This is a genomic window from Streptomyces fuscichromogenes, from assembly GCF_014645815.1.
GTDB classification, from domain to species: Bacteria; Actinomycetota; Actinomycetes; order Streptomycetales; family Streptomycetaceae; genus Streptomyces; species Streptomyces fuscichromogenes.
Genome location: NZ_BMML01000019.1, coordinates 44,857 through 63,950, shown reverse-complemented (window position 1 = coordinate 63,950; position 19,094 = coordinate 44,857). Strand labels below are relative to the sequence as shown.

At 71.4% G+C, this 19,094-nt stretch carries 18 protein-coding genes; 9 read left to right on the top strand and 9 right to left on the bottom strand.

From position 1 onward, the window contains the following. Positions 1-11 precede the first annotated feature (11 nt). The gene (locus IEZ11_RS33745; protein WP_189266760.1) at positions 12-1,055 is read left to right on the top strand and encodes a DMT family transporter; all 1,044 of its coding nucleotides are present in this window, start codon (positions 12-14) and stop codon (positions 1,053-1,055) included. Here the strand turns inward: IEZ11_RS33745 and IEZ11_RS33740 are convergent. Next, complete coding sequence (locus IEZ11_RS33740; RefSeq protein ID WP_189266759.1) at positions 1,052-2,383, bottom strand: aminotransferase class I/II-fold pyridoxal phosphate-dependent enzyme; 1,332 nt, start codon at positions 2,381-2,383, stop codon at positions 1,052-1,054. The two genes, IEZ11_RS33745 and IEZ11_RS33740, sit on opposite strands and share 4 nt — an antisense overlap. Before the next feature lie 36 nt (positions 2,384-2,419). Here IEZ11_RS33740 and IEZ11_RS33735 point away from each other — a divergent pair, with 36 nt between their 5' ends. Further along, on the top strand, positions 2,420-3,118 hold the full coding sequence (locus IEZ11_RS33735) for a pyridoxamine 5'-phosphate oxidase family protein (RefSeq protein WP_189266758.1): 699 nt from the start codon (positions 2,420-2,422) through the stop codon (positions 3,116-3,118). A gap of 76 nt (positions 3,119-3,194) precedes the next feature. Here IEZ11_RS33735 and IEZ11_RS33730 read toward each other — a convergent pair whose 3' ends face one another. Further along, entirely contained in the window at positions 3,195-4,157 is a 963-nt protein-coding gene (locus IEZ11_RS33730; protein WP_189266757.1) for an EamA family transporter, read from the bottom strand. Between the two features lie 52 nt (positions 4,158-4,209). Further along, a complete protein-coding gene (locus tag IEZ11_RS33725; RefSeq protein WP_189266756.1) occupies positions 4,210-4,806 on the bottom strand; it encodes a Clp protease N-terminal domain-containing protein in 597 nt (198 codons plus the stop codon). 198 nt (positions 4,807-5,004) lie between these two features. On the opposite strand from IEZ11_RS33725, the gene IEZ11_RS33720 reads away from it, so the two are divergent. Both IEZ11_RS33720 and IEZ11_RS33715 read left to right on the top strand, forming a co-directional pair. Beyond that, entirely contained in the window at positions 5,005-5,199 is a 195-nt protein-coding gene (locus IEZ11_RS33720) for a hypothetical protein (RefSeq protein WP_189266755.1), read from the top strand. Positions 5,200-5,323: 124 nt separating this feature from the next. After that, the gene (locus IEZ11_RS33715; RefSeq protein ID WP_189266754.1) at positions 5,324-5,752 is read left to right on the top strand and encodes a type II toxin-antitoxin system Rv0910 family toxin; all 429 of its coding nucleotides are present in this window, start codon (positions 5,324-5,326) and stop codon (positions 5,750-5,752) included. Between the two features lie 61 nt (positions 5,753-5,813). On the opposite strand, the gene IEZ11_RS33710 is transcribed toward IEZ11_RS33715, so the two are convergent. Continuing rightward, complete coding sequence (locus IEZ11_RS33710) at positions 5,814-6,449, bottom strand: PadR family transcriptional regulator (RefSeq protein ID WP_189266753.1); 636 nt, start codon at positions 6,447-6,449, stop codon at positions 5,814-5,816. Positions 6,450-6,954: 505 nt separating this feature from the next. Between IEZ11_RS33710 and IEZ11_RS33705 the strand changes: the two genes are divergently transcribed. Continuing rightward, entirely contained in the window at positions 6,955-7,425 is a 471-nt protein-coding gene (locus IEZ11_RS33705) for a hypothetical protein (protein WP_189266752.1), read from the top strand. 311 nt (positions 7,426-7,736) lie between these two features. On the opposite strand, the gene IEZ11_RS33700 is transcribed toward IEZ11_RS33705, so the two are convergent. The 3 genes from IEZ11_RS33700 to IEZ11_RS33690 all read right to left on the bottom strand — a co-directional run bounded on the left by IEZ11_RS33700 (position 7,737) and on the right by IEZ11_RS33690 (position 10,617). Further along, positions 7,737-8,168, bottom strand: coding sequence for a hypothetical protein (locus tag IEZ11_RS33700; protein WP_373295010.1), 432 nt, complete (start codon positions 8,166-8,168; stop codon positions 7,737-7,739). A 32-nt stretch (positions 8,169-8,200) separates the two neighbouring features. Beyond that, positions 8,201-9,493: a TnsB C-terminal domain-containing protein gene (locus IEZ11_RS52565; RefSeq protein ID WP_373295009.1), complete on the bottom strand. Its 1,293-nt coding sequence runs from the start codon at positions 9,491-9,493 to the stop codon at positions 8,201-8,203. A gap of 410 nt (positions 9,494-9,903) precedes the next feature. Beyond that, positions 9,904-10,617, bottom strand: coding sequence for a hypothetical protein (locus IEZ11_RS33690; protein WP_308426545.1), 714 nt, complete (start codon positions 10,615-10,617; stop codon positions 9,904-9,906). An 82-nt stretch (positions 10,618-10,699) separates the two neighbouring features. Between IEZ11_RS33690 and IEZ11_RS33685 the strand changes: the two genes are divergently transcribed. The 3 genes from IEZ11_RS33685 to IEZ11_RS33675 all read left to right on the top strand — a co-directional run bounded on the left by IEZ11_RS33685 (position 10,700) and on the right by IEZ11_RS33675 (position 14,452). Next, positions 10,700-11,875 carry a serine hydrolase domain-containing protein gene (locus IEZ11_RS33685; RefSeq protein ID WP_189266751.1) on the top strand — a complete coding sequence of 392 codons (1,176 nt, stop codon included), beginning with the start codon at positions 10,700-10,702 and terminating at the stop codon, positions 11,873-11,875. 57 nt (positions 11,876-11,932) lie between these two features. Continuing rightward, positions 11,933-13,381 carry an argininosuccinate synthase gene (gene argG / locus IEZ11_RS33680; RefSeq protein ID WP_189266750.1) on the top strand — a complete coding sequence of 483 codons (1,449 nt, stop codon included), beginning with the start codon at positions 11,933-11,935 and terminating at the stop codon, positions 13,379-13,381. A 258-nt stretch (positions 13,382-13,639) separates the two neighbouring features. Continuing rightward, positions 13,640-14,452, top strand: a complete 813-nt coding sequence (locus IEZ11_RS33675) for a PhzF family phenazine biosynthesis protein (RefSeq protein WP_189266749.1) — start codon at positions 13,640-13,642, stop codon at positions 14,450-14,452. Here IEZ11_RS33675 and IEZ11_RS33670 read toward each other — a convergent pair. After that, a complete protein-coding gene (locus IEZ11_RS33670) occupies positions 14,442-15,242 on the bottom strand; it encodes a CPBP family intramembrane glutamic endopeptidase (protein ID WP_189266748.1) in 801 nt (266 codons plus the stop codon). The genes IEZ11_RS33675 and IEZ11_RS33670 overlap by 11 nt on opposite strands. 119 nt (positions 15,243-15,361) lie before the next feature. Between IEZ11_RS33670 and IEZ11_RS33665 the strand changes: the two genes are divergently transcribed. Then, positions 15,362-17,137 carry a substrate-binding and VWA domain-containing protein gene (locus IEZ11_RS33665; protein WP_189266747.1) on the top strand — a complete coding sequence of 592 codons (1,776 nt, stop codon included), beginning with the start codon at positions 15,362-15,364 and terminating at the stop codon, positions 17,135-17,137. 274 nt (positions 17,138-17,411) lie between these two features. Here the strand turns inward: IEZ11_RS33665 and IEZ11_RS33660 are convergent, their stop codons facing one another. After that, positions 17,412-18,932, bottom strand: coding sequence for a glutamate-cysteine ligase family protein (locus IEZ11_RS33660; protein ID WP_189266746.1), 1,521 nt, complete (start codon positions 18,930-18,932; stop codon positions 17,412-17,414). Positions 18,933-19,094 lie beyond the last annotated feature (162 nt).

Genomic DNA, 19,094 nt, shown 5'->3' with positions numbered 1-19,094 from the left:
TGGTGGAGGCCATGAGCACCGCGACCACTGCCGCGACCAGCGGGCCCGCGCCTGCCGCCGGCCCCTCCCGCCCCCGCCTCGGCTGGCGCCTGCGCTTCGGCGCCCTCTCGCTGATCTGGGGTTTCAGCTTTCTCTTCATCAAGGTGGGGACGGAGGGCTACGCGCCGTTCCAGGTCACCCTGGGGCGCCTGGTCTTCGGTACGGCGGTCCTTGCGGCGGCGCTGGCCGTGAAGCGGCAGCGACTGCCGCGCGGGGCCCGCACCTGGGGGCATCTGGCGGTCGCCGCGTTCCTGCTCAACGCGCTGCCGTTCTCCCTCTTCGCCTACGCGGAGCTGACGATTCCGTCCACGCTGGCCGGGATCTGCAACGCGACCTCGCCGCTGTGGGGCATGGCGCTGTCGCTGGTGGCCCTGTCGGAGGACCGGCCGACGCGGGTGCGGTTCGCCGGACTGGGCCTCGGGTTCATCGGCGTGCTGACGGTGCTGGGCGCCTGGCAGGGGTTCCACGGCCTGGACGTCACGGGGACCGCGATGGCGCTGCTGGCGTCGCTGAGCTATCCGATCGGGTGGATCCACGTCCGGCGGACGTTGGCCGGGACGGGTGACTCGCATCTGGCGATGACCGGGGCCCAGCTGTTGCTGGCGACGGCGCAACTGGCGGTGGTGACACCGCTGTTCACGTCCTTCCCGACGCACTTCGCGCTGGTCCCGCTGCTGGCGGTCGCCGCCCTGGGCACCTTGGGGACGGGGCTGGCGGTGCTGATCCAGTACGGGCTGGTGGCGGAGGTGGGCCCGACCACCGCCCAGATGGTCACGTACTTCATCCCGGTCATCGCCGCCGCGGCCGGGGTCGCGGTGCTGGGCGAGTCGCTGCGCTGGAGCACCCCGGTGGGAGCGGTGATCATCCTCGCGGGGGCGTCCCTCACCCAGGTCAGGCCGCGTTCGGCAGCGCCCCGAAGGGGCGCTGGGAACTGCGCGACCAGCCACGACGGCGCCGCAGACGGCAGACGGCAGACGGCAGACCCCGCATCGCGGCGCTTCCAGCGGAGCGCCTAGGCCTGGATCCGGCCCTTCGCAGGTGTCACCGCTGCCGCCACCGCCGCTGCCAGCGGGCCGGCTTCGGCGGGCGTCAGGGTCGAGACGGTGATGCGGATGCCCGGCGGGGTCGCCAGGCGGTAGCGGGCGCCCGGGGCCACCGCCCAGCCCGCGTGCAGCAGCCGGGACACCGCGCCCGTCTCGTCCGGGACCGGGACCCAGACGTTCATGCCGCTGCGACCGTGGGCCTGGACGCCGTGCTCCGCCAGCGCGTCGACGAGCAGGTCACGGCGGGCCCGGTAGGCCGCCGCCACCTCGGGGCCGTTCACCGCCCCGTCGGCCCACATCCGGACCACCGTGCGCTGCAGCAGCCGGCTCACCCAGCCGGGGCCCAGGCGCTGGCGCCCGCGCACCCGGTCGACCGTGACCTCGTCGCCGGTCAGGGTGGCCAGGCGCAGGTCGGGGCCGTAGGCCTTGGCGACCGAGCGGACGAAGGCCCACTGGTGGGTGGCGCCCGCGAGGGGGTGCAGGGGGAGATCCACGATGCCGTGGCCGTGGTCGTCCTCGATCAGCAGGGTGTGCGGATGCGCCCGCAGGACGGCCCGCAGGGCACGCGCGCGTGCGGCGCCCACCGCGGCGCCGGTGGGGTTGTGCGCCCGCGCCGTGACGATCACGGCGCGGGCCCCGGACTCCAGCGCCCGGCGCAGGGCGTCGGCACGCGGCCCCTCGTCGTCGACGGCCACCGGGACCGTGCGCAGCCCCAGCGCGGGGATCAGGTCCAGGGTGCGGCCCCAGCCGGGGTCCTCGACCGCGACGGCGTCACCGGGCCTGAGGTGCGCCAGCAGGACGCGTTCGGCGGCGTCCAGGGAGCCCGAGGTGACGGTGAGCGGCCCGTCGGGCACGCCGTCCGCGGCCAGTTCGGCGCGCGCCGCCCGCTCCAGCTCCGGCTCGACGGGGTCGGCACCGTAGAGGACCGGGTCACGGTCGTACTCGGCCGCCACCACCGCCAGGGCCGGCGCGAGAGCGGGGAGCAGTGCGGGGTCGGGGTTGCCGGAGGACAGGTCGCGCACGCCGGCCGGGATGTCGACGGGGATCCGGTCCCGCCCGGTGGTGGCCGGCTTCGGCCGGATGCGGCTGCCCCGCCGGCCGGCGGTCTCGATGACCCCGCGCTCGCGCAGGATGCGGTACGCGGCCGCGACCGTATTGGGATTCACCCCGAGTCTGCTCGCCAACTCCCGCATCGGGGGCAGCAGTTGTCCCGGCTCCAGGTTCCCCGAACCCACCGCGCGCTCGACGCTGGCCGCAATCTCCGCTGCGCCGCGCCCTTCGATCGGATATTCTCCTAGCACAAACAGCATTATGCACTAGTGCAATGGAGGAACGCAATGGAGACAGCCGTACCGGTCACCGTGCCGGGCCAGTCCCCCGGGTCCGCCGCCTACGAGAAGACCGGCCGCACCGTTCCCACCCGCTCCGCCGAGCGGGCGTCGTACGACAGGGAGCTGGTGCACGCCATCCTGGACGAGGGCTACCTCTGCCACCTCGGCTTCGTGCGCGACGGTGCGCCGGTCGTGCTGCCGACGCTGTACGGCCGGGTCGGCGAGGTCCTGTACCTGCACGGTTCGACGGGCTCCCGGCCGCTGCGGATGACCGGCCAGGCCGACCCCGGACTCGCGGTGTGCGTGACGGTCACCCATGTCGACGGCCTCGTGCTGGCCCGCTCGGCGTTCCACCACTCGGTCAACTACCGCTCCGTGGTGGTGCACGGCATCGCCCGCCAGGTCACCGACCCCGAGGAGAAGTGCCGCGCGCTGGACGCCCTGGTCGACCACGTGGTGCCGGGCCGGGCCGCGGACTCCCGCCCCGCCGACAGGAAGGAACTGGCCGCGACCGCGGTGATCCGCCTCGACCTGACCGAGGTCTCCGCCAAGACCCGCACCGGCGGCGCGAACGACGACCCGGAGGACCTGGGCCTGCCGCACTGGGCGGGCGTGCTTCCGCTGCGCAAGGGGTACGACACCCCGGTCGCGAACGCGGACCTGGCGGCGGACATCGCGGTGCCGTCGTACCTGAAGGGCGCCTGAGGCGGGTCCCGCCAAGAGCCGACGCGCCCCGTCCGGGGCGCGGGGCCGGGTACGGGCCGGCGCGTGCGCGCCCGCGTCAGGCCGAGGCGACCGGTTCCTTCACCGTGCCGCGGCTCACCACCGACTCCGGCACCGGGGTCGACGACTGGGCGACGAACGCGCCCAGCAGCACCACGGCTCCCCCGACCAGTTGCGGCACCGACAGCCGCTCGCCGAGCAGCACCCAGGCCAGCGCCGTCGCCACCACCGCCTCCAGACAGGCCACGACCCCTGCCACCTGCGGAGACAACCGCCGTACCGACACCACGCCCGTGATGTAGGCGACGACCGTCGCGACCAGCACGATCCAGACGAGCAGCCCGGCGGCCGGGACCGTCCAGCCGTTCATCCGGGCCGTGCCCGCCAGCACCGACCAGTCCATCTCCCACGGCCGGGCCACCACGGTGAGCAGGCCCGCCCCGACCAGCAGCCCGTACGCGATCACGCCCAGCGGATCCGCCCCCTCGCCCCCGCCGTGGTCGGCGAGCACGAAGTACCCCACCTGGCAGCACGCCGCCGCGAGCGCGAGCACCAGACCCAGTACGTCGAACCGCAGCCCCGACCACACCTCCACCACACACGCGAGGCCGCCCGCCGCGAGGACGACACCGAGCGCGGCGGCGCGGGTGACCGGCCGTCGCTGCACGAACCGCACCCAGCCGAGCACCAGCGCGGGAGCCAGGTACTCCACGAGCAGCGCCACCCCCACCGGTATCCGGGAGATGGCCGCGAAGTAGCAGGCCTGGACGCCGGCCACGGCGAGCAGGCCGAACCCGGCGAGCAGCGCCGGGCGGCGGCGCGGCAGGTCACGGTGGCGGACGGCGAGCGGAAGCATCACCAGGGCGGCGCCCGCCACCCTCAGCCACACCACGTGCAGCGGCGCGAGGCCGGCCTCGATCAGGGGCTTGGCCGCGACGCCGGAGCCGCCGAAGGCGAGCGCCGACCCGATGGCGAGGGAGAGCCCGACGCCCTTTCCATGGCTGCTGTCCGTGGTGTGCACCGGGACATGATGCCAGGGGATGACATGAGCGTCACCCCTTGTGGCACCTGTCTCAGCGGCCGGACGTGCGGTTCTCGGTCTCGGTGTCCCGGATCGCGCCGACCGCCCCGTCCCCGTCTATCCGCACGGCCAGCTCGCGAGCGGCCACCCCGGCCCGCTCCAGCACCTGAACGGCCCGGGACTCCGGGTCGAGGACCAGGCCCGCGAGCAGGTCGATGCCGCCGGCCCGGGTCTCGCCACGGCGCCTGGCGCGGCTGCGGGCGTACTCCAGGGCGGCCGCGGCCACCGGCGACCAGGCGCCGTCGCCCTTGCCCTCGACCCGTCTCCCCGCGTGCGGAAGGGCCGGCAGCGCGCCGGAGTCCTCGACGCCGGTCTGCCAGCGCAGGCCGTAGCCGATGCTGCGCTGCACGAGGTAGCCCAGCAGGCGGGCGAGTTGCGGGGCGTCGCCGACGGACGCCCGCGCCTCGGGGTCGTACTCGATCAGCGAGTGCAGCAGATGGGCGGTGTCGACCTGGCGGTCCCCGTCCCGTACGGCCCGGCGGCGGGCACCGGCGACCACCGCCGCGAGCTCGGCACCGAGCCCGGCATCGTCGTCCGCGTGGATACCGCCCTGGTCCTGGGCGGGCTGGCGGGGAATACGGGGTTGCACATCCCTACCCCATCAATCCCGGGGCTCCGCGTCATCGGCGAGGGGAAGCATTTTCGCGTCCCACGCAGAGTGGACGCGGATGGCCGGAATCTCCTCCTTACGGATGAGATCAGACCGAATCCGGCCACCAGGCGCGCGCCGACTTGCCGCGCGCCCCGTGCGCAACCGGCGCACACCCGTCATACGTCCCACACTGACATGGAGCGCGGGTGCTGTTGCTGGCTGGTCGCCCTGTCGGCGGTCGACGGCAGGCAGTACGTGTACCGGGTGTACGCCCCGGCGGACGCCCTGCTCGCGGACCTGTTCTGGGACGCCTGGCACTGCCACGAGGAGAGCGCGTTCCCGCGCGCGTGGGACCTGTTCGACACGGCGCTCATACGGCGGGTCGGCTGAGCGGCCGGGGGCGGCCGCCGACGCCCTGGATCCGCACATTTCCTGACGGTTCATCAGTATTGAATGTTCGAGGCCCTGCGGCTACGTTCCGCGACACCGTAGCCCGACACGAAGGGGTGGCCCGATGGCCGAAGTCAGCGCGGAGGCACGCATCCAGGCACCGGTCGAGAAGGTGTGGGCACAGCTCACCGACTGGTCGGCGTACGGCGAGTGGAACGCGACCCACACCAACTTTCCCAAGGGCGGCCCCGAGAGCCTGGCGGTGGGCGGCACCTTCCAGGAGAACATGAAGCTGATGGGCTTCCCGGCCGAGGTCGAGTGGACCATCGAGGAGCTGGAGCCGGCGCGGGTCCTGGCGATCCGCGGCAAGGGCCCGATGGCGGTGACCGTCGCGACGCGCTACACGCTGACCCCGGACGGGGACGCGACGGGGGTACGGATCGACGGCGAGTTCACCGGCGCGGCCGTGTCGCTGATGGCGGGCAAGCTCAAGGACTCGGCGACGGCGGCCCTGAACGAGTCGCTGCGCAAGCTGGGCGGCCTGGTGGCCTGAGCCCTCCCACACGGGAAAGCGCCCCCCGGAGCGATCCGGAGGGCGCCCTGCACACCGAGGCTCAGTCCTCGTCGGCGAGGATGAGGTACAGCTTCTTGCGGGCCTCGTTGATGACGGTCAGCGCCTTCTCGCGCTGCTCCTTGCTACCGGTCTTCCAGACCTGCCCGAAGGCCTCCATCAGACCGAAGCCGGCCTGGCGGATCTCGTTCAGGGCCTCGAAGTCGACCCCGCGGGAAGCCTCCTCCCAGGGGGCGTCCGGCCCCTCGTCGGCGGCGGTACGACCGCTGTCGGTGAGGGAGAACAGCTTCTTGCCGCCCTCGCTCTCGCTGGCGATCAGGCCCTCGTCCTCCAGCAGCTGGAGGGTGGGGTAGACCGAGCCGGGGCTGGGCTTCCACGCACCGCCGCTGCGCTCGGCGATCTCCTGGATCATCTCGTAACCGTGCATCGGACGGTCCTTCAGCAGGGCCAGGATCGAGGCCCGTACGTCACCGCGCCGCGCCCTTCCCCTGGGGCCACCGCGCCCTCGCGGCCCCCAGTGCCCCGGTCCGAAACCGGGCCCGCCGGGACCGAAGCCGGGGCCACCCGGACCGAAGGGCCCGAACGCCGCGCGCCCGCCGTCACGTCCACCGAAGCCGCCCCGCCCGTGCGGGTGGGAGCCGCCCTGACCATGTCCACGCTCGAATCCGTGGGAACGCATGACAATCACTCCATTCCATCGTTGATCAGTCGCGTATCGTTCGCGATGCCTCAACGATATATCGTAAGTGTTCGCATGGCAAGGCCCTTGCTGGGGATTGATGACCGACCCGCCTCGGTGAAGGTTGAGTAAATCTCAGCGAAGGTTGATGGATCACTGTTCGTCTCGATGAAGGTTCACCACCTCCCCATCTGTCTCAGCGAATGACTGACCGGAGTGATGTCCCTTCTCACATGATCTGGCCCAAGCCGTGCTCGTGACCTGCGGCGACCAGATCAGCTGGGACGGGCAGCGGCTCGGGATGCCAACTGGTCTGGTCCGGGGTGTGCGGATGTCGCACGTCGTCCCGGATGATCTGGTCCGCCTGGTGTCCCGCCCGGCGACGGTCGTCTCGTGGGACACGTGCCTCCGCCTCTCTCCGGCTCGCCGTGACCTTCACGGAGAGCCGGAGAGAGGCGGACGTATGTCCTCAGCAGAGGAACCGGGAACTGACGACGTCTTGGGCGTGGCATCCGGGTTGGTCATCGCCGAGAACTACTCGTTCAGCCTGGTCGACATAGCCGCCCCCTCGCAGGGGAACCCGACGGACCGGCAGCCGGTGCCCGGCAGCCTGGTCACCCTCGGCACCGGTTCCGTACTCGCCACGTTCGCCAGCGCGGTGGAGACCCACGAGCCGTACGTGGACCTGGAGTGCTGGCCGGCCGAACCGCCGTACGGACCGGGCGATGACCCCTGGGAGGTCAACGCCCGCGAGACCCTCGTCGTGCCGGCCGGCCGCCTCACCGTCATATCGGGCGTGTCCGGCCAGGAAGCGGCGTTCAAGCTCACCATCCCCCCAGGCCCGTACCAGATGGCCGTGTGGTGCAGAGGCCGCGCGGACGCCCGCGCCGCCAGAGGCAGCTATCTGTACGGTGTCGAGCACTGGCTGGTCCGCCTCTGGCCGCCCACCGGACACCGGACGGACCCGATCAGCTGAGACGCCAAGCGAATCGGACCAGATCAGCTGAGACAGGGACCGGATCGACAGAGACGGGACAAGTGATCTGTGACAGTGGAGGTGGCCCGTTTGCCACCGAAGTTGGACCGACGGCCATCGGTGTCACCGAAGATGGGTCACTGCATGGTTTGTGACAGTGAAGTTGGACTCGGCGAGGTATTTCCGCAGGTAGGCGGGCGGAAGACAGTTCGCATGAGCGAGCCGGGTGATGAACAATCGGGCTCCTTCGCCGCTCTGCGGACGGACCTGGAACGGCAGCCGGACGACGGGGATTTCCCCGGCCGGCGGGATCACCGGCCTGCGTCCGGGCGCTTGCGGCGGGACGCGATGTCCAGGTCGACGGCCGGCAGGCCCGCCTTGTCGATCTTCTCGGTGCGGCCGAGGACGGCGTCGACGGCGGCTCCGCGGATCTGGTGGGAGAGGGTGCCGATCATGTCGCCGGTGCGGGTGTGGATGAAGCGGTCCAGGCGGGTCAGGGTGCCGCGTGCGTGCTCGTGCAGCACGAGGTTCGCCTCCGTCTGAGCCACCAGCGCCTTCCACTCGGTGTTGTAGGGAAAAGGGTGGGTGGCCATCGAGGTGAAGCGGGCGGCGATCGGGTCTCCTCGGGTGCCGGAAAGCAGGCTGCCGGACTCGACGTCGATGCCCGCGTAGGCAAAGGTCGCTGGGATGCGCTCGGAGAAGTGCTTCAACGTGTCCGAGGCTTCGGCTCCGTGACGCGTCATCAGCGAAATGTTGTGGATCTCGTCGACCAGAATCACGCCGGTCCGGGCAGTTGGTGGCTGACGTGGTCCCAGGCCAGGTCTCCGAAGGGGACCGGCGCCCGGTTCAGGTATTTCCAGGTCGCTTGGACCCACTCGCCTTCGCCTCGGTGGTTGCGTACCCAGACGTAGGAGACGTCGTAGGGGTCGCGGTGGACCTCCCAGAGCCCCCGCTTCGCGCTGACACCGGAGTCACGCAGACGCATCGGACCGAGGTCGGGGGTGTCGTAGGTGCGGTTGTTGATGCGGATGCCGTAGGAGTTGACGGCCCGCCAGGCCGCGGGCAGGAGCTCGACGTAGTCCTGCCCGCTGAGCGCGACCGGGACGTAACCGCATGCCTCGACCAGGGCCGCGTACTTCTGGTTCGGGGTGAACGGCCGCCCCGGGTGGTCGGGGTCGCGCAGGCCCTCGTGCGGGCGGTTCTGCCAGTGCGCGACGATCCACTCGTCCAGCAGGTCCTGCAACTCGGTCAGCGACCACAGGTTCTCCTGCTCAGGGTGCCGGCCGCGCCGGTCGGTGTTGCGACCGGTGTGGCCCGGCAGGAACTGGGTGAACATCATGGCCACCGAGCCCAGCATTTTTTCGATGTGTCCCTTCTGGAAGGGCGAGCCCTTGTGGGTGGGCTGGAAGTCGATCTCCAGGAACCGGCAAGAGGCACGGAAGTTGTGGGAGATGAATGCCTTGCCGTGGTCGCAGACGATCATCTCTGGGACGATCACCGGCTTGGCCGCCGCGTGCTCCAGGCGCTCGTCCGGCGTCAGCAGCCTGCGGTGCGGCAGAACCGACCGGGACATCTTCAGCGCATCGACCCAGCCCGGCCGCATCAGCTCGGGAGTGACGGTGCGAGCCAGCAGCACACTCGCGTCCACCGACTTCGTCGTCGGCCTCAGCACCGCCGCCGACAGCGTCCTGGACGCGACATCGATCATGCCGGTGAGCTCGACCCTGCCGACCACTCCGTCGTCAAGGCGGACCATGACGTCCAGCGGGGTGGAGTCGATCTGCATGACCTCGCCCGGAGCCGACACCGTCAGCTCTCCGAACGGGGCAGCGGCCCCGTGAGCCTTCGAGCGGCGCGTGACGGCCGAGCCGGTCGCGTGGGTGCCCTTCGTCAGCTTCGCCAGCAGCCGGTGGAGCGTGGCCCTGGACGGCCACGTAGCCGCCTGCCCTTCCTCGGTCTGCTTGAGGATCTCCTTCGTCCTCCAGATCAGGTAGGACGCGGTCCGTGTGGAGGCGTCGACGCCTTCCTTGATGGCCTGACGCATCGCGTCCACCACCTTGGGGTCCACCGTCCCGAACTCCGGCCGCTTGCGGGCCGCGCGGCCATCCGCCAGCCCCGCAACCCCGTCCTTGAGGTAGCAGCGACGTGCCCGGTCCGTACTCCTCGCGCGGTTCCGTGCCGGGCTCCGCGTCCGGCGGCAGTCCGTGCACTACTTCCAGGATGTGGCTCTCCCACCACAGTGCCTGTTTGACCGCTGCCGCCGGGAGCGCCTCCAGGACGGACGAAGCCGGCAGCGGCATCCGCTCCGGGCGGAACAAGACCTCAAAATCCTCCGCCTCGAACAGCTCGATCAAGGCCACACCCGGTGCGGATCCCCGGCGTCCTCCAGGACCGCGGCCTGGGCGGTCACCTCAAGCACTGCCCGGACCTGCCCGTCGAATCGGACTCTCTCACCGACCACCAGAGCCGACGGACGCGTCAACCGGCCCACCGCTGACGCCCCTTCGCCCAGACCAGGCTCCCGGTCTCCATCAGTTCTCCCGACAGATCCGCGTTCATTTTCCCCGACCACAGCAGGTGGAACAGCACCGGCAGAACCTGTATCCGGTCGCCGACCAGTCCAGTGCCCTCCCACAAGCCCTTCGGCTCGCTGAACACTTCCAGGAGGCGCTCAGCGACAGCCTCCGGCCGACCGGAGCGTCCCCGGCGATACCGCGACAGCCAGCGGACGTTGGCCATGAGCACCGGATCAGGACGGCCGGCCCACTCGCGGCGCTGTTTTCGGCCGTCGTCCCAGTGCAGCCAGAAAGGCCGCGACGATGTCGCCATCACCTGCGGATCGCGGTCGAGCAGGATCAACCGGTCTCGCTCCAGCCACGACTCATGGCCCACGTGATCCCGCGCGGTCACCGAGTAGTACCAGCCGGCGAAGCCCGGCGTTTCCTTGTCCCAACGGAACGGCCTGACAGGTTCGACGGCCTCGAAGGAAACCTGCCGACTCGCTCCCAGAGGGAGCCTGCAATGCTCTCCGCCGCTGAGAAAGTCCAGCTCAAACGCTGCTAACGCCTCGTCGCCGTACGCACACGACAGAGCTTTCACCGCACCCCCAGCCCCCAGGCCGAGCAGGCGCTCAACCTTCGGTGAGATGAGGAGCCGTCCGTTCGCCTTCGCTGAGAATCGCGGAATCTTCACTGATACGGGTCAGGGATACCCCCTTCCCGATCCTGGGGTACGCCGGATCGCGCCCGGGGAGGGCGAAAACTAGCCTTCGGCCATGATTCCGACCCTGCGGAAGCACCTCGCCACGGCCCTCGCGGTCACCACCCTGCTCACCGCCGGGGCGGCCGACGCCGTCGCCCGGCCCTCCGGCCCCTCCCCCGCGGAGCAGTTACGCCGGGACACCGAGGCGATCCGGGCCCTTGGTGTCAGCGGCGTGCAGGCGCGCGTGATCGGGCCCGACGGCCGGCAGTCCGTCGCCACCAGCGGCACCGCCGACCTGGCCACCGGCCGGCCGGTCCGTTCCGACGGCTACTTCCGCATGGCCAGCACGTCCAAGACGCTGATCGCCGTCGTCGTACTCCAGCTGGCGGCCGAGGGCCGGCTGTCCCTGGACGACACGGTCGAGCGCCGGCTGCCGGGAGTGGTGCGGGGCAACGGCAACGACGGCAGCCGGATCACCGTCCGCCAACTCCTCCAGCACACCAGCGGCATCCACGACGACCTGCCCGGATACACCACGCCGGAGGAGTACCACCAGCAGCGCCACGACGTCCACACCCCCGGGCAGCTGGTCGCGCGGGCCATGGCCCACCCGCCGGACTTCCCGCCCGGCGCGGGCTGGGAGTACTCCAACACCGGCTACGTCCTGCTCACCATGATCGTCCAGAGGGTCACCGGCCGACCCGCCCACCGGGTGATCGAAGACCGTGTCCTGCGCCCGCTCGGCCTCGACCGGACCCGGTGGACGGGCACCTCGCCCGCCCTGCCCAGGCCGCACGCCAGGGCCTACCAGCTCTTCGGCCCGGACTCCCTGGTGGACGTCACCGACCAGATACCGGTCGACTCCGAGACCCTCTCCTGGGTCACGACCACGCGGGACGAGAACGACCTCTTCCGCGCGCTGCTCACGGGCCGCCTGCTACCGGCGCGACAGCTGGCCGAGATGAAGCGGACCGTCCCCGTGAGCGCGGAGGTCCAACAGCTGTGGCCCGGCGGCCGGTACGGGCTCGGCCTGGCCGAACGCCCGCTGAGCTGCGGCGGAACCTACTGGAGCCACGAGGGCGGGGACGGCGGCTACATCACGCTCAACGGTGTCACCGACGACGGCCGGCGAAGCGCGGTGGTCTCCATGTCCGAGGCACGCGGCGACACCCCGGAGCACATCCTGGGCCAGGAGAACGCGGCGAGCACCCTGATCGACCACGCCCTGTGCGGCGCCGTCTCCTCGTGATCCCGGGCACCCAACAGGGGCGTTGCATGACCATGCGTTCTCATGCATAATCTTCCTATGTCCAAGGTCCTCACCTCCCTTCCCGCCGGCGAGCGCGTCGGCATCGCCTTCTCCGGCGGGCTCGACACCTCGGTCGCGGTCGCGTGGATGCGCGACAAGGGCGCCGTCCCGTGCACCTACACCGCCGACATCGGCCAGTACGACGAGCCCGACATCGCCTCGGTGCCCGGCCGCGCGCACACCTACGGTGCCGAGATCGCGCGCCTGGTGGACTGCCGGGCCGCGCTGGTCGAGGAGGGCCTGGCCGCGCTCACCTGCGGCGCGTTCCACATCCGCTCGGGCGGGAGGGCGTACTTCAACACCACGCCGCTCGGCCGTGCCGTCACCGGCACCCTGCTGGTGCGGGCGATGCTGGAGGACGACGTCCAGATCTGGGGCGACGGGTCGACCTTCAAGGGCAACGACATCGAGCGGTTCTACCGCTACGGCCTGCTCGCCAACCCGCACCTGCGGATCTACAAGCCCTGGCTGGACGCGGACTTCGTGACCGAGCTCGGCGGCCGCAAGGAGATGTCCGAGTGGCTGGTGGCCCACGGGCTGCCGTACCGGGACAGCACCGAGAAGGCGTACTCCACCGACGCCAACATCTGGGGCGCCACGCACGAGGCGAAGACCCTGGAGCACCTGGACAACGGCATCGAGACCGTCGAGCCGATCATGGGCGTGCGGTTCTGGGACCCCGAGGTCGAGATCCTTCCCGAGGACGTGACGATCGGCTTCGACCAGGGCCGCCCCGTCACCGTCAACGGCAAGGAGTTCGAGACCGCCGTCGAGCTGGTCATGGAGGCCAACGCGATCGGCGGCCGGCACGGGCTCGGCATGTCCGACCAGATCGAGAACCGGATCATCGAGGCGAAGAGCCGGGGCATCTACGAGGCGCCGGGCATGGCGCTGCTGCACGCGGCCTACGAGCGGCTGGTCAACGCGATCCACAACGAGGACACGGTCGCGCAGTACCACAACGAGGGGCGGCGGCTGGGGCGCCTCATGTACGAGGGCCGGTGGCTGGACCCGCAGGCGCTGATGATCCGCGAGTCGCTGCAGCGGTGGGTCGGCGCGGCCGTCACCGGTGAGGTGACGCTGCGGCTGCGGCGCGGCGAGGACTACTCGATCCTCGACACGACGGGGCCGGCGTTCAGCTACCACCCCGACAAGCTGTCGATGGAGCGCACCGAGGACGCGGCGTTCGGCCCGGTGGACCGGATCGGCCAGCTCACGATGCGCAACCTCGACATCGCCGACTCGCGGGCGAAGCTGGAGCAGTACGCGGGGCTGGGCCTGATCGGCTCCGCCAACCCGGCGATCGGTGCGGCGCAGGCGGCGGCGACGGGCCTGATCGGCAACATGCCGGAGGGGGGCGCCGAGGCGATCGCGTCCCGTGGGGAGGCTGCGCCGGACGCCGACGAACTGCTGGACCGGGCGGCGATGGAACTGGGCACGGACTGAGCGTTCCGCTCAGGGGGCCGACTCGATGGCGGGTCGGCCCCTTTTCGTTGCCGGGGCGCGGGGGCCTCGCGCCCCGGGAGCCGACGGCAGCCCGGCCGGTGCGACACCGTCGTGGTTGCTCGCGCAGTTCCCCGCGCCCCTGAAAAATTCAGCTGCGGGCAGGCGTGCCGCAGGGCGGCACGCGCCAGGTGGAAATCGGTCCAGGGCTCCGGGATTGGCCTTGGTCGGGGGCACGGGGCAGGACCTAGCGTCTGGGGCATGCGGATTCGAATCGTCGATGCCTTTGCCGAGCGGGCGTTCTCCGGGAATCCGGCCGGGGTGGTGCTACTGGACCGCTTTGCCGAGGACGGGTGGATGCAGAACGTCGCCATGGAGGTGAACCACGCCGAGACCGCGTTCGCGCACCCCCTGCCCGCCGGCGGGGACGCCGACTGGGCGTTGCGGTGGTTCACGCCGGTCACCGAGGTCGCGTTGTGCGGGCATGCCACCCTGGCCACGGCTCATGTGCTGCACACCACGGGGGCGCACCAGGGGCCGGTACGGTTCGCCACCCGGAGCGGGGTGCTGATCGCCTCGGCCGGCGCCGACGGGTCGATCACCCTCGACTTCCCCACCGCCCCGCTCACCCGGGTCGACGTGCCCGAAGGGGTCGCCGGCGCGCTCGGGGCCGAACCCGTCGCCGTCCTCGACACCGGGCCGGACATCGGGGATCTGCTCCTCGAACTCGCCGACGAGGAGACCGTCCTCGGCCTCTGCCCCGACCACAGGGCCCTCGCCGCCTACTCCGCGCGCGGGATCATCGCCACCGCCCGCGCCGCGGATCCGGCCCAGGGGTACGACTACGTCTCCCGCTGTTTCTTCCCGAACGTCGGCATCGACGAGGATCAGGTGACCGGCAGCGCGCACACCGCCCTCGCGCCGCACTGGTCCGGGCGGCTGGGGAGCGATGATCTGACGGGGCTTCAGGCCTCCCGTCGTACCGGGCTCGTCCGGACCGCGCTGCGCGGAGACCGCGTGCTGCTGACCGGGCGCGCGGTCACCGTCGTCGACGGCGAACTGCTCACGCCGTAGGCAGCCAGCCCACCTTCCCGGCCAGCAGCGCGTAGCCGACGAACGCGCCGATGTCGAGCAGGGAATGCGCCACCACCAGGGGACCGACCCGGCCCCACCGCCGGTACAGGTAGACGAAGACCACGCCCATCACCATGTTGCCGACGAAGCCGCCGATGCCCTGGTAGAGGTGGTACGAGCCGCGGAGTACGGAACTCGCCACCAGCGCGGTGCCGGCCGTCCAGCCCAACTGGTCGAGCCGGCGCAGCAGATAGCCGACCACGATGACCTCTTCGAGGATCGCGTTCTGCATCGCGGAGAGGATCAGTACGGGGTACTTCCACCACACCTCGGGCAGTGCCTCCGGGACCACCGTGAGGTTGAAGCCGAGGCCGCGCGCGGCCAGGTAGAAGGCGATTCCGGTGCTGCCGATCACCGAGGCGACGGCCGCGCCGCGCCCGAGGTCGGGCCAGGGGCGGGTGCGGTCGAAGCCGAGGGTGCGCAGGCTCGCGCCCTCGCGCAGGAGGAGGTGGGCGACCAGGAGGACGGGGACGAGCGCGCTCGCGATGCCGAAGAGCTGCCAGGCGAGATCCAGCCAGGGGCGGCCCGGTGCGGCCGACGCGTTGAGGGTCGCCGCCTGGTCCTTGAGGCCACCCGGTTTGGTGACCGATCCGACAAAGCTGATCAGGGCGGACACTCCGCTCGCACCCAGCGAAAGCCCCAGAACGAGCAGTGTCTCGTCCCTGAACATCCGCCGCGACGGCCGCTCCAGTGGGTAAGTACCGGCCACCTGGTCCGCCTCCACCTGCACTCCTGCCTCCAGTTGAGCAATCCCGCCCCATGGCCATCTTCGCGCCACTACTGTCTCGAAAGCAGTTACGAAGACCGTGCGCGCCGGGCTGTCGGGGGACAGGGAGGGGCACCACCGTCATGGGACGTCACAGCTTGCCCGATCCACCCAGGGCGGGTGCGGCCGCCCCCCGTCCACGCACCCGCCGCCGCACGACGGCCGTCACGACCGCCCTCGTCCTGGTCGTCGCCGGGGGTACGGCGGCCGCCGTACGGAGCGGTCTGCTCCCGTTCGGCGCCTCCTGCCAGGACGACCCGGTACGGGTGACGGTCGCCGTCTCCCCCGACCTCGCGCCCACGCTGACGGCGGCGGCGAAACGGGCCCGCGCACAGGACGTCACCTCCGACGGACGGTGCATCGCGGTCACGGTCGACGCCGAGGAGTCGTACAAGGTCAGCGACACGCTCCAGGCGGGCCGGAAGCCGGATGCGCAGGTGTGGGTGCCGGACTCGTCGCTGTGGCTGGACCGGGTCGCGGCGGCCGGTACGGCGGCCCAGGTGACCTCGCTGGGCAATGTGGCCGAGACACCGGTCGCGGTGGGGATGGTGCCGGCCGCCGCGAAGTCACTGGGGTGGCCCGACCGGACGTACAGCTGGCTGGAGCTGGTCGGGGCCTCGACGCGGAGCGACTCGGTGAAGCTGGGCGCGGCCGATCCGGCGCGCAGCGCGGCGGGGCTGCTCGCGCTCACGCAGCTCGGTACGGCCGCGGCGAGGGTGAAGGGCGGGGCCACCAGGGCCGCCGCGCTGATGAAGACACTCTCGCAGCGGGTCTCCGCCACCGACGCCCAGGTCGTCGACACCCTGCCGCGCGACTCCTCCGGCACGGAACAGGGCAACCCCCGGCGCAACCAGGCGCTGATCCTCACGGAACAGGCGGCCTTCGCCCACAACGCCACGGCCGGTTCCGCCCGGCGCCTCGACCTCTTCTATCCGAAGGACGGCTCACCGGCGCTCGACTACCCCTACGCCCTGCTCGACGAGACGGAGCTGAGCACCGACGAGAGCCGGGCCGCGCTGCGGTTCATGACGTACGTGCAGCAGCCGGCCCAGCGGACGCTGCTGGCGAAGGACGGCTTCCGCACGGACGACGAGAGCGTGCCGGCGGCCCTGGTCGACCGGGCGGGCGGCAGCGACCCGCAGCCTTACGCCGAGCCGGCCGTGGCAGCGGCCTCGGAGTCGGCCGTGCGGGACGCCCTCGGCACCTGGACGATCACCGTGCAGAGCGCCCGGATCACCACGGTCGTCGACGCCTCCGCGTCCATGTCCGAACCGGTCTCCGGGGGCCGCTCCCGTATGGACGTCACCAAGGCCTCCCTCCTCCAGGCCCTCGCGACCTTCACCCCCGAGGACGAGATCGGCCTCTGGGAGTTCTCCACCAAGCTGGACGGCGCCAAGGACTACCGCGTCCTCGTCCCGACGGAACGCCTCGGCGACCGCAAGGGCACCGGCACCCAACGCGACCTCCTGTCCTCGGCGTTCAGCGACCTCAAGCCGGTCCCGAACGGCGCGACGGGCCTGTACGACACGACGCTGGCCGCGTACCGGGAGGCGACGGCCACCTACGCCAAGGGCAGGTTCAACGCCCTCGTCGTCCTCACGGACGGCGAGAACCAGGACCCGGGCAGCATCTCCCGCACCCGGCTGCTCAGCAACCTGCGCCGGCTGAGCGACCCGCAGAAGCCGGTTCCCCTGATCGTCATCGCCATCGGCCCCGACGCCTCGAAACAGGAGGCACAGCAGATGGCCGAGGCCACCGGCGGCTCGGGCCACCAGGTCGACGACCCGTCGCAGATCCACACGGTCATCCTCCAGGCGATCGTGGCAGCGGGAGCGACAGGAACGACGGGCACGGAGTGACTCCGCCGGACATGGCCGCGGTGGCTGAGCACCGTTGCGGCGGACAAGGGGCCGGCAGCAGCGCCCCCCGCAAGCGGCACACAGGCTGAGCACACCGACAAGCCCTGGCGACAACGCCCCGAAAGGGGCGCGGGGAACTGCGCGACCAGCCCCCACCGCGCCGCACCCGGCACCCCACCTCACCCGGCACGCCACACGCCGCACCCCGCACCCCGCACGCCGCCGACCCCACGGCACCCCGCCGGCCCTCACCAGCAACCCGGTCGGCCCTCACTCACCCCGCAGGGACCGGCTCCAGCAACCCCACCGGCCAGGTGTGCACCGGATCCCCCTCGTTCATCAGCTGCGCGTAGCGCCGTGTCATCGCCGCCAGCGCCGCGTCCCTCGGCAGCCCCTGTTCCAGCGCCCGGTGGAACGTCGCCGCCTGCCAGGAGGCCCCGTTGACCCTTCTGCGGCACCGCTCCTCGATCACGCCGAGGTAGAAGTCCCGGTCGGCGGGCTCCACCCCCCAGGCGTCCAGCCCGGCCTCCGCCAGCGGCAGCAGCTCGTCGCGGACCAGGGTGACCGCGTCCACCTCCGCCGTACCGCCGCCGTACCGGGCCCGCCGCGGCCAGACCAGCCGCGCGTCGATCCCGTGCCGGCACGCCGCGTCGAAGTTGGCCTCGGCCGTGGCGAACGGCAGCCGTGTCCACACCGGGCGGGACTCCTCCGCGAGGGCACGGACCAGCCCGTAGTAGAACGCCGCGTTGGCGACCACGTCGGTGACGGTGGGCCCGGCCGGCAGCACCCGGTTCTCCACCCGCAGATGGGGAACGCCGTCGGCGATGCCGTAGACCGGCCGGTTCCAGCGATACACCGTGCCGTTGTGCAGGACGAGTTCCGCGAGCCTGGGCACCCCGCCCGCGTCGAGGACGGCCAGCGGGTCCTCCTCGTCGCAGATCGGGAGGAGGGCCGGGAAGAAGCGCAGGTTCTCCTCGAACAGCTCGTACGCCGAGCTGATCCAGCGTTCGCCGAACCAGGTGCGCGGCCGGACGCCCTGCGCCTGGAGCTCCGGCGGCCGGGTGTCGGTGGCCTGGAGGAACAGCGGGGGGCGGGACTCCCGCCACAGTTCGCGGCCGAAGAGGAACGGGGAGTTCGCGCCCACGGCGATCTGCGCGGCGACCGCCGCCTGCGCCGCGTTCCACACGTCGGCGAAGCGGGCCGGGGTGACCTGGAGGTGCAGCTGCACGGAGGTGCAGGCGGCCTCCGGGACGATCGACTTCGACGTGCACACGAGGTGCTCGACGCCCTCGATGTCGAGCAGGAAGTCCTCGCCCCGGGCGGCCACGATCTGGTCGTTGAGCAGGGTGTACCGGTCCACCTCGGAGAGGTTCGCGGAGACCAGGTCGTCCCGCTCCAGGGTGGGCAGGATGCCGGTCATCACGATGCCGGCCGCCACCTCGCCCGCCTTGCGGTCCGCGTACGCCAGCGAGGTCCGGAGTTCCTCCGCGAGCCGGTCGAAAACCCGGCCGTCGAGCCGGTGTGGAGCTATGTTCACTTCCAGATTGAACATGGCGAGTTCTGTTTGGAAATCGCGGCTCGCGATACGTTCCAGAACCTGTCCGTTCAACATTCTCGGCATGCCGTCGGCGCCGGCCAGATTCAATTCGATCTCGACGCCCATGAGGTTCTTGGGGCGGTCGAACCGCTTCTCCACCAGCAGCCGCTCCAGCCCCGTCAGACAGTCACGGAGCTTTTCGCGGTAGCGCCGGCGATCGGACAGGTCGAACCGGCCCGCCACGACCTTCTCCCCCATCGAAGCGTCCCTCCTCGAATGGGCGGGCCGGACCTCCGGCCGCCGGTGTCCCGAGTCCAGGTGGGATGATGCCCAGCGGAGGCGATCGATAACGTCGCGCGCGCCACCCGTACCCGCTACTCTGTTGGAATGTGTCCCGCGGCACATTCACGAGGCATGGCA

Bases quoted from the DNA above. Each gene is read 5' to 3' on its own strand.
- IEZ11_RS33660 (WP_189266746.1), bottom strand. From the start codon at position 18,932: ATGGGGGAGAAGGTCGTGGCGGGCCGGTTCGACCTGTCCGATCGCCGG.
- IEZ11_RS33710 (WP_189266753.1), bottom strand. From the start codon at position 6,449: ATGCGTTCCCACGGATTCGAGCGTGGACATGGTCAGGGCGGCTCCCAC.
- IEZ11_RS33720 (WP_189266755.1), top strand. From the start codon at position 5,005: ATGGAGCGCGGGTGCTGTTGCTGGCTGGTCGCCCTGTCGGCGGTCGAC.
- IEZ11_RS33665 (WP_189266747.1), top strand. From the start codon at position 15,362: ATGGGACGTCACAGCTTGCCCGATCCACCCAGGGCGGGTGCGGCCGCC.
- IEZ11_RS33745 (WP_189266760.1), top strand. From the start codon at position 12: ATGAGCACCGCGACCACTGCCGCGACCAGCGGGCCCGCGCCTGCCGCC.
- IEZ11_RS33675 (WP_189266749.1), top strand. From the start codon at position 13,640: ATGCGGATTCGAATCGTCGATGCCTTTGCCGAGCGGGCGTTCTCCGGG.
- IEZ11_RS33700 (WP_373295010.1), bottom strand. From the start codon at position 8,168: ATGACGCGTCACGGAGCCGAAGCCTCGGACACGTTGAAGCACTTCTCC.
- IEZ11_RS33685 (WP_189266751.1), top strand. From the start codon at position 10,700: ATGATTCCGACCCTGCGGAAGCACCTCGCCACGGCCCTCGCGGTCACC.
- IEZ11_RS33735 (WP_189266758.1), top strand. From the start codon at position 2,420: ATGGAGACAGCCGTACCGGTCACCGTGCCGGGCCAGTCCCCCGGGTCC.
- IEZ11_RS33715 (WP_189266754.1), top strand. From the start codon at position 5,324: ATGGCCGAAGTCAGCGCGGAGGCACGCATCCAGGCACCGGTCGAGAAG.
- argG (WP_189266750.1), top strand. From the start codon at position 11,933: ATGTCCAAGGTCCTCACCTCCCTTCCCGCCGGCGAGCGCGTCGGCATC.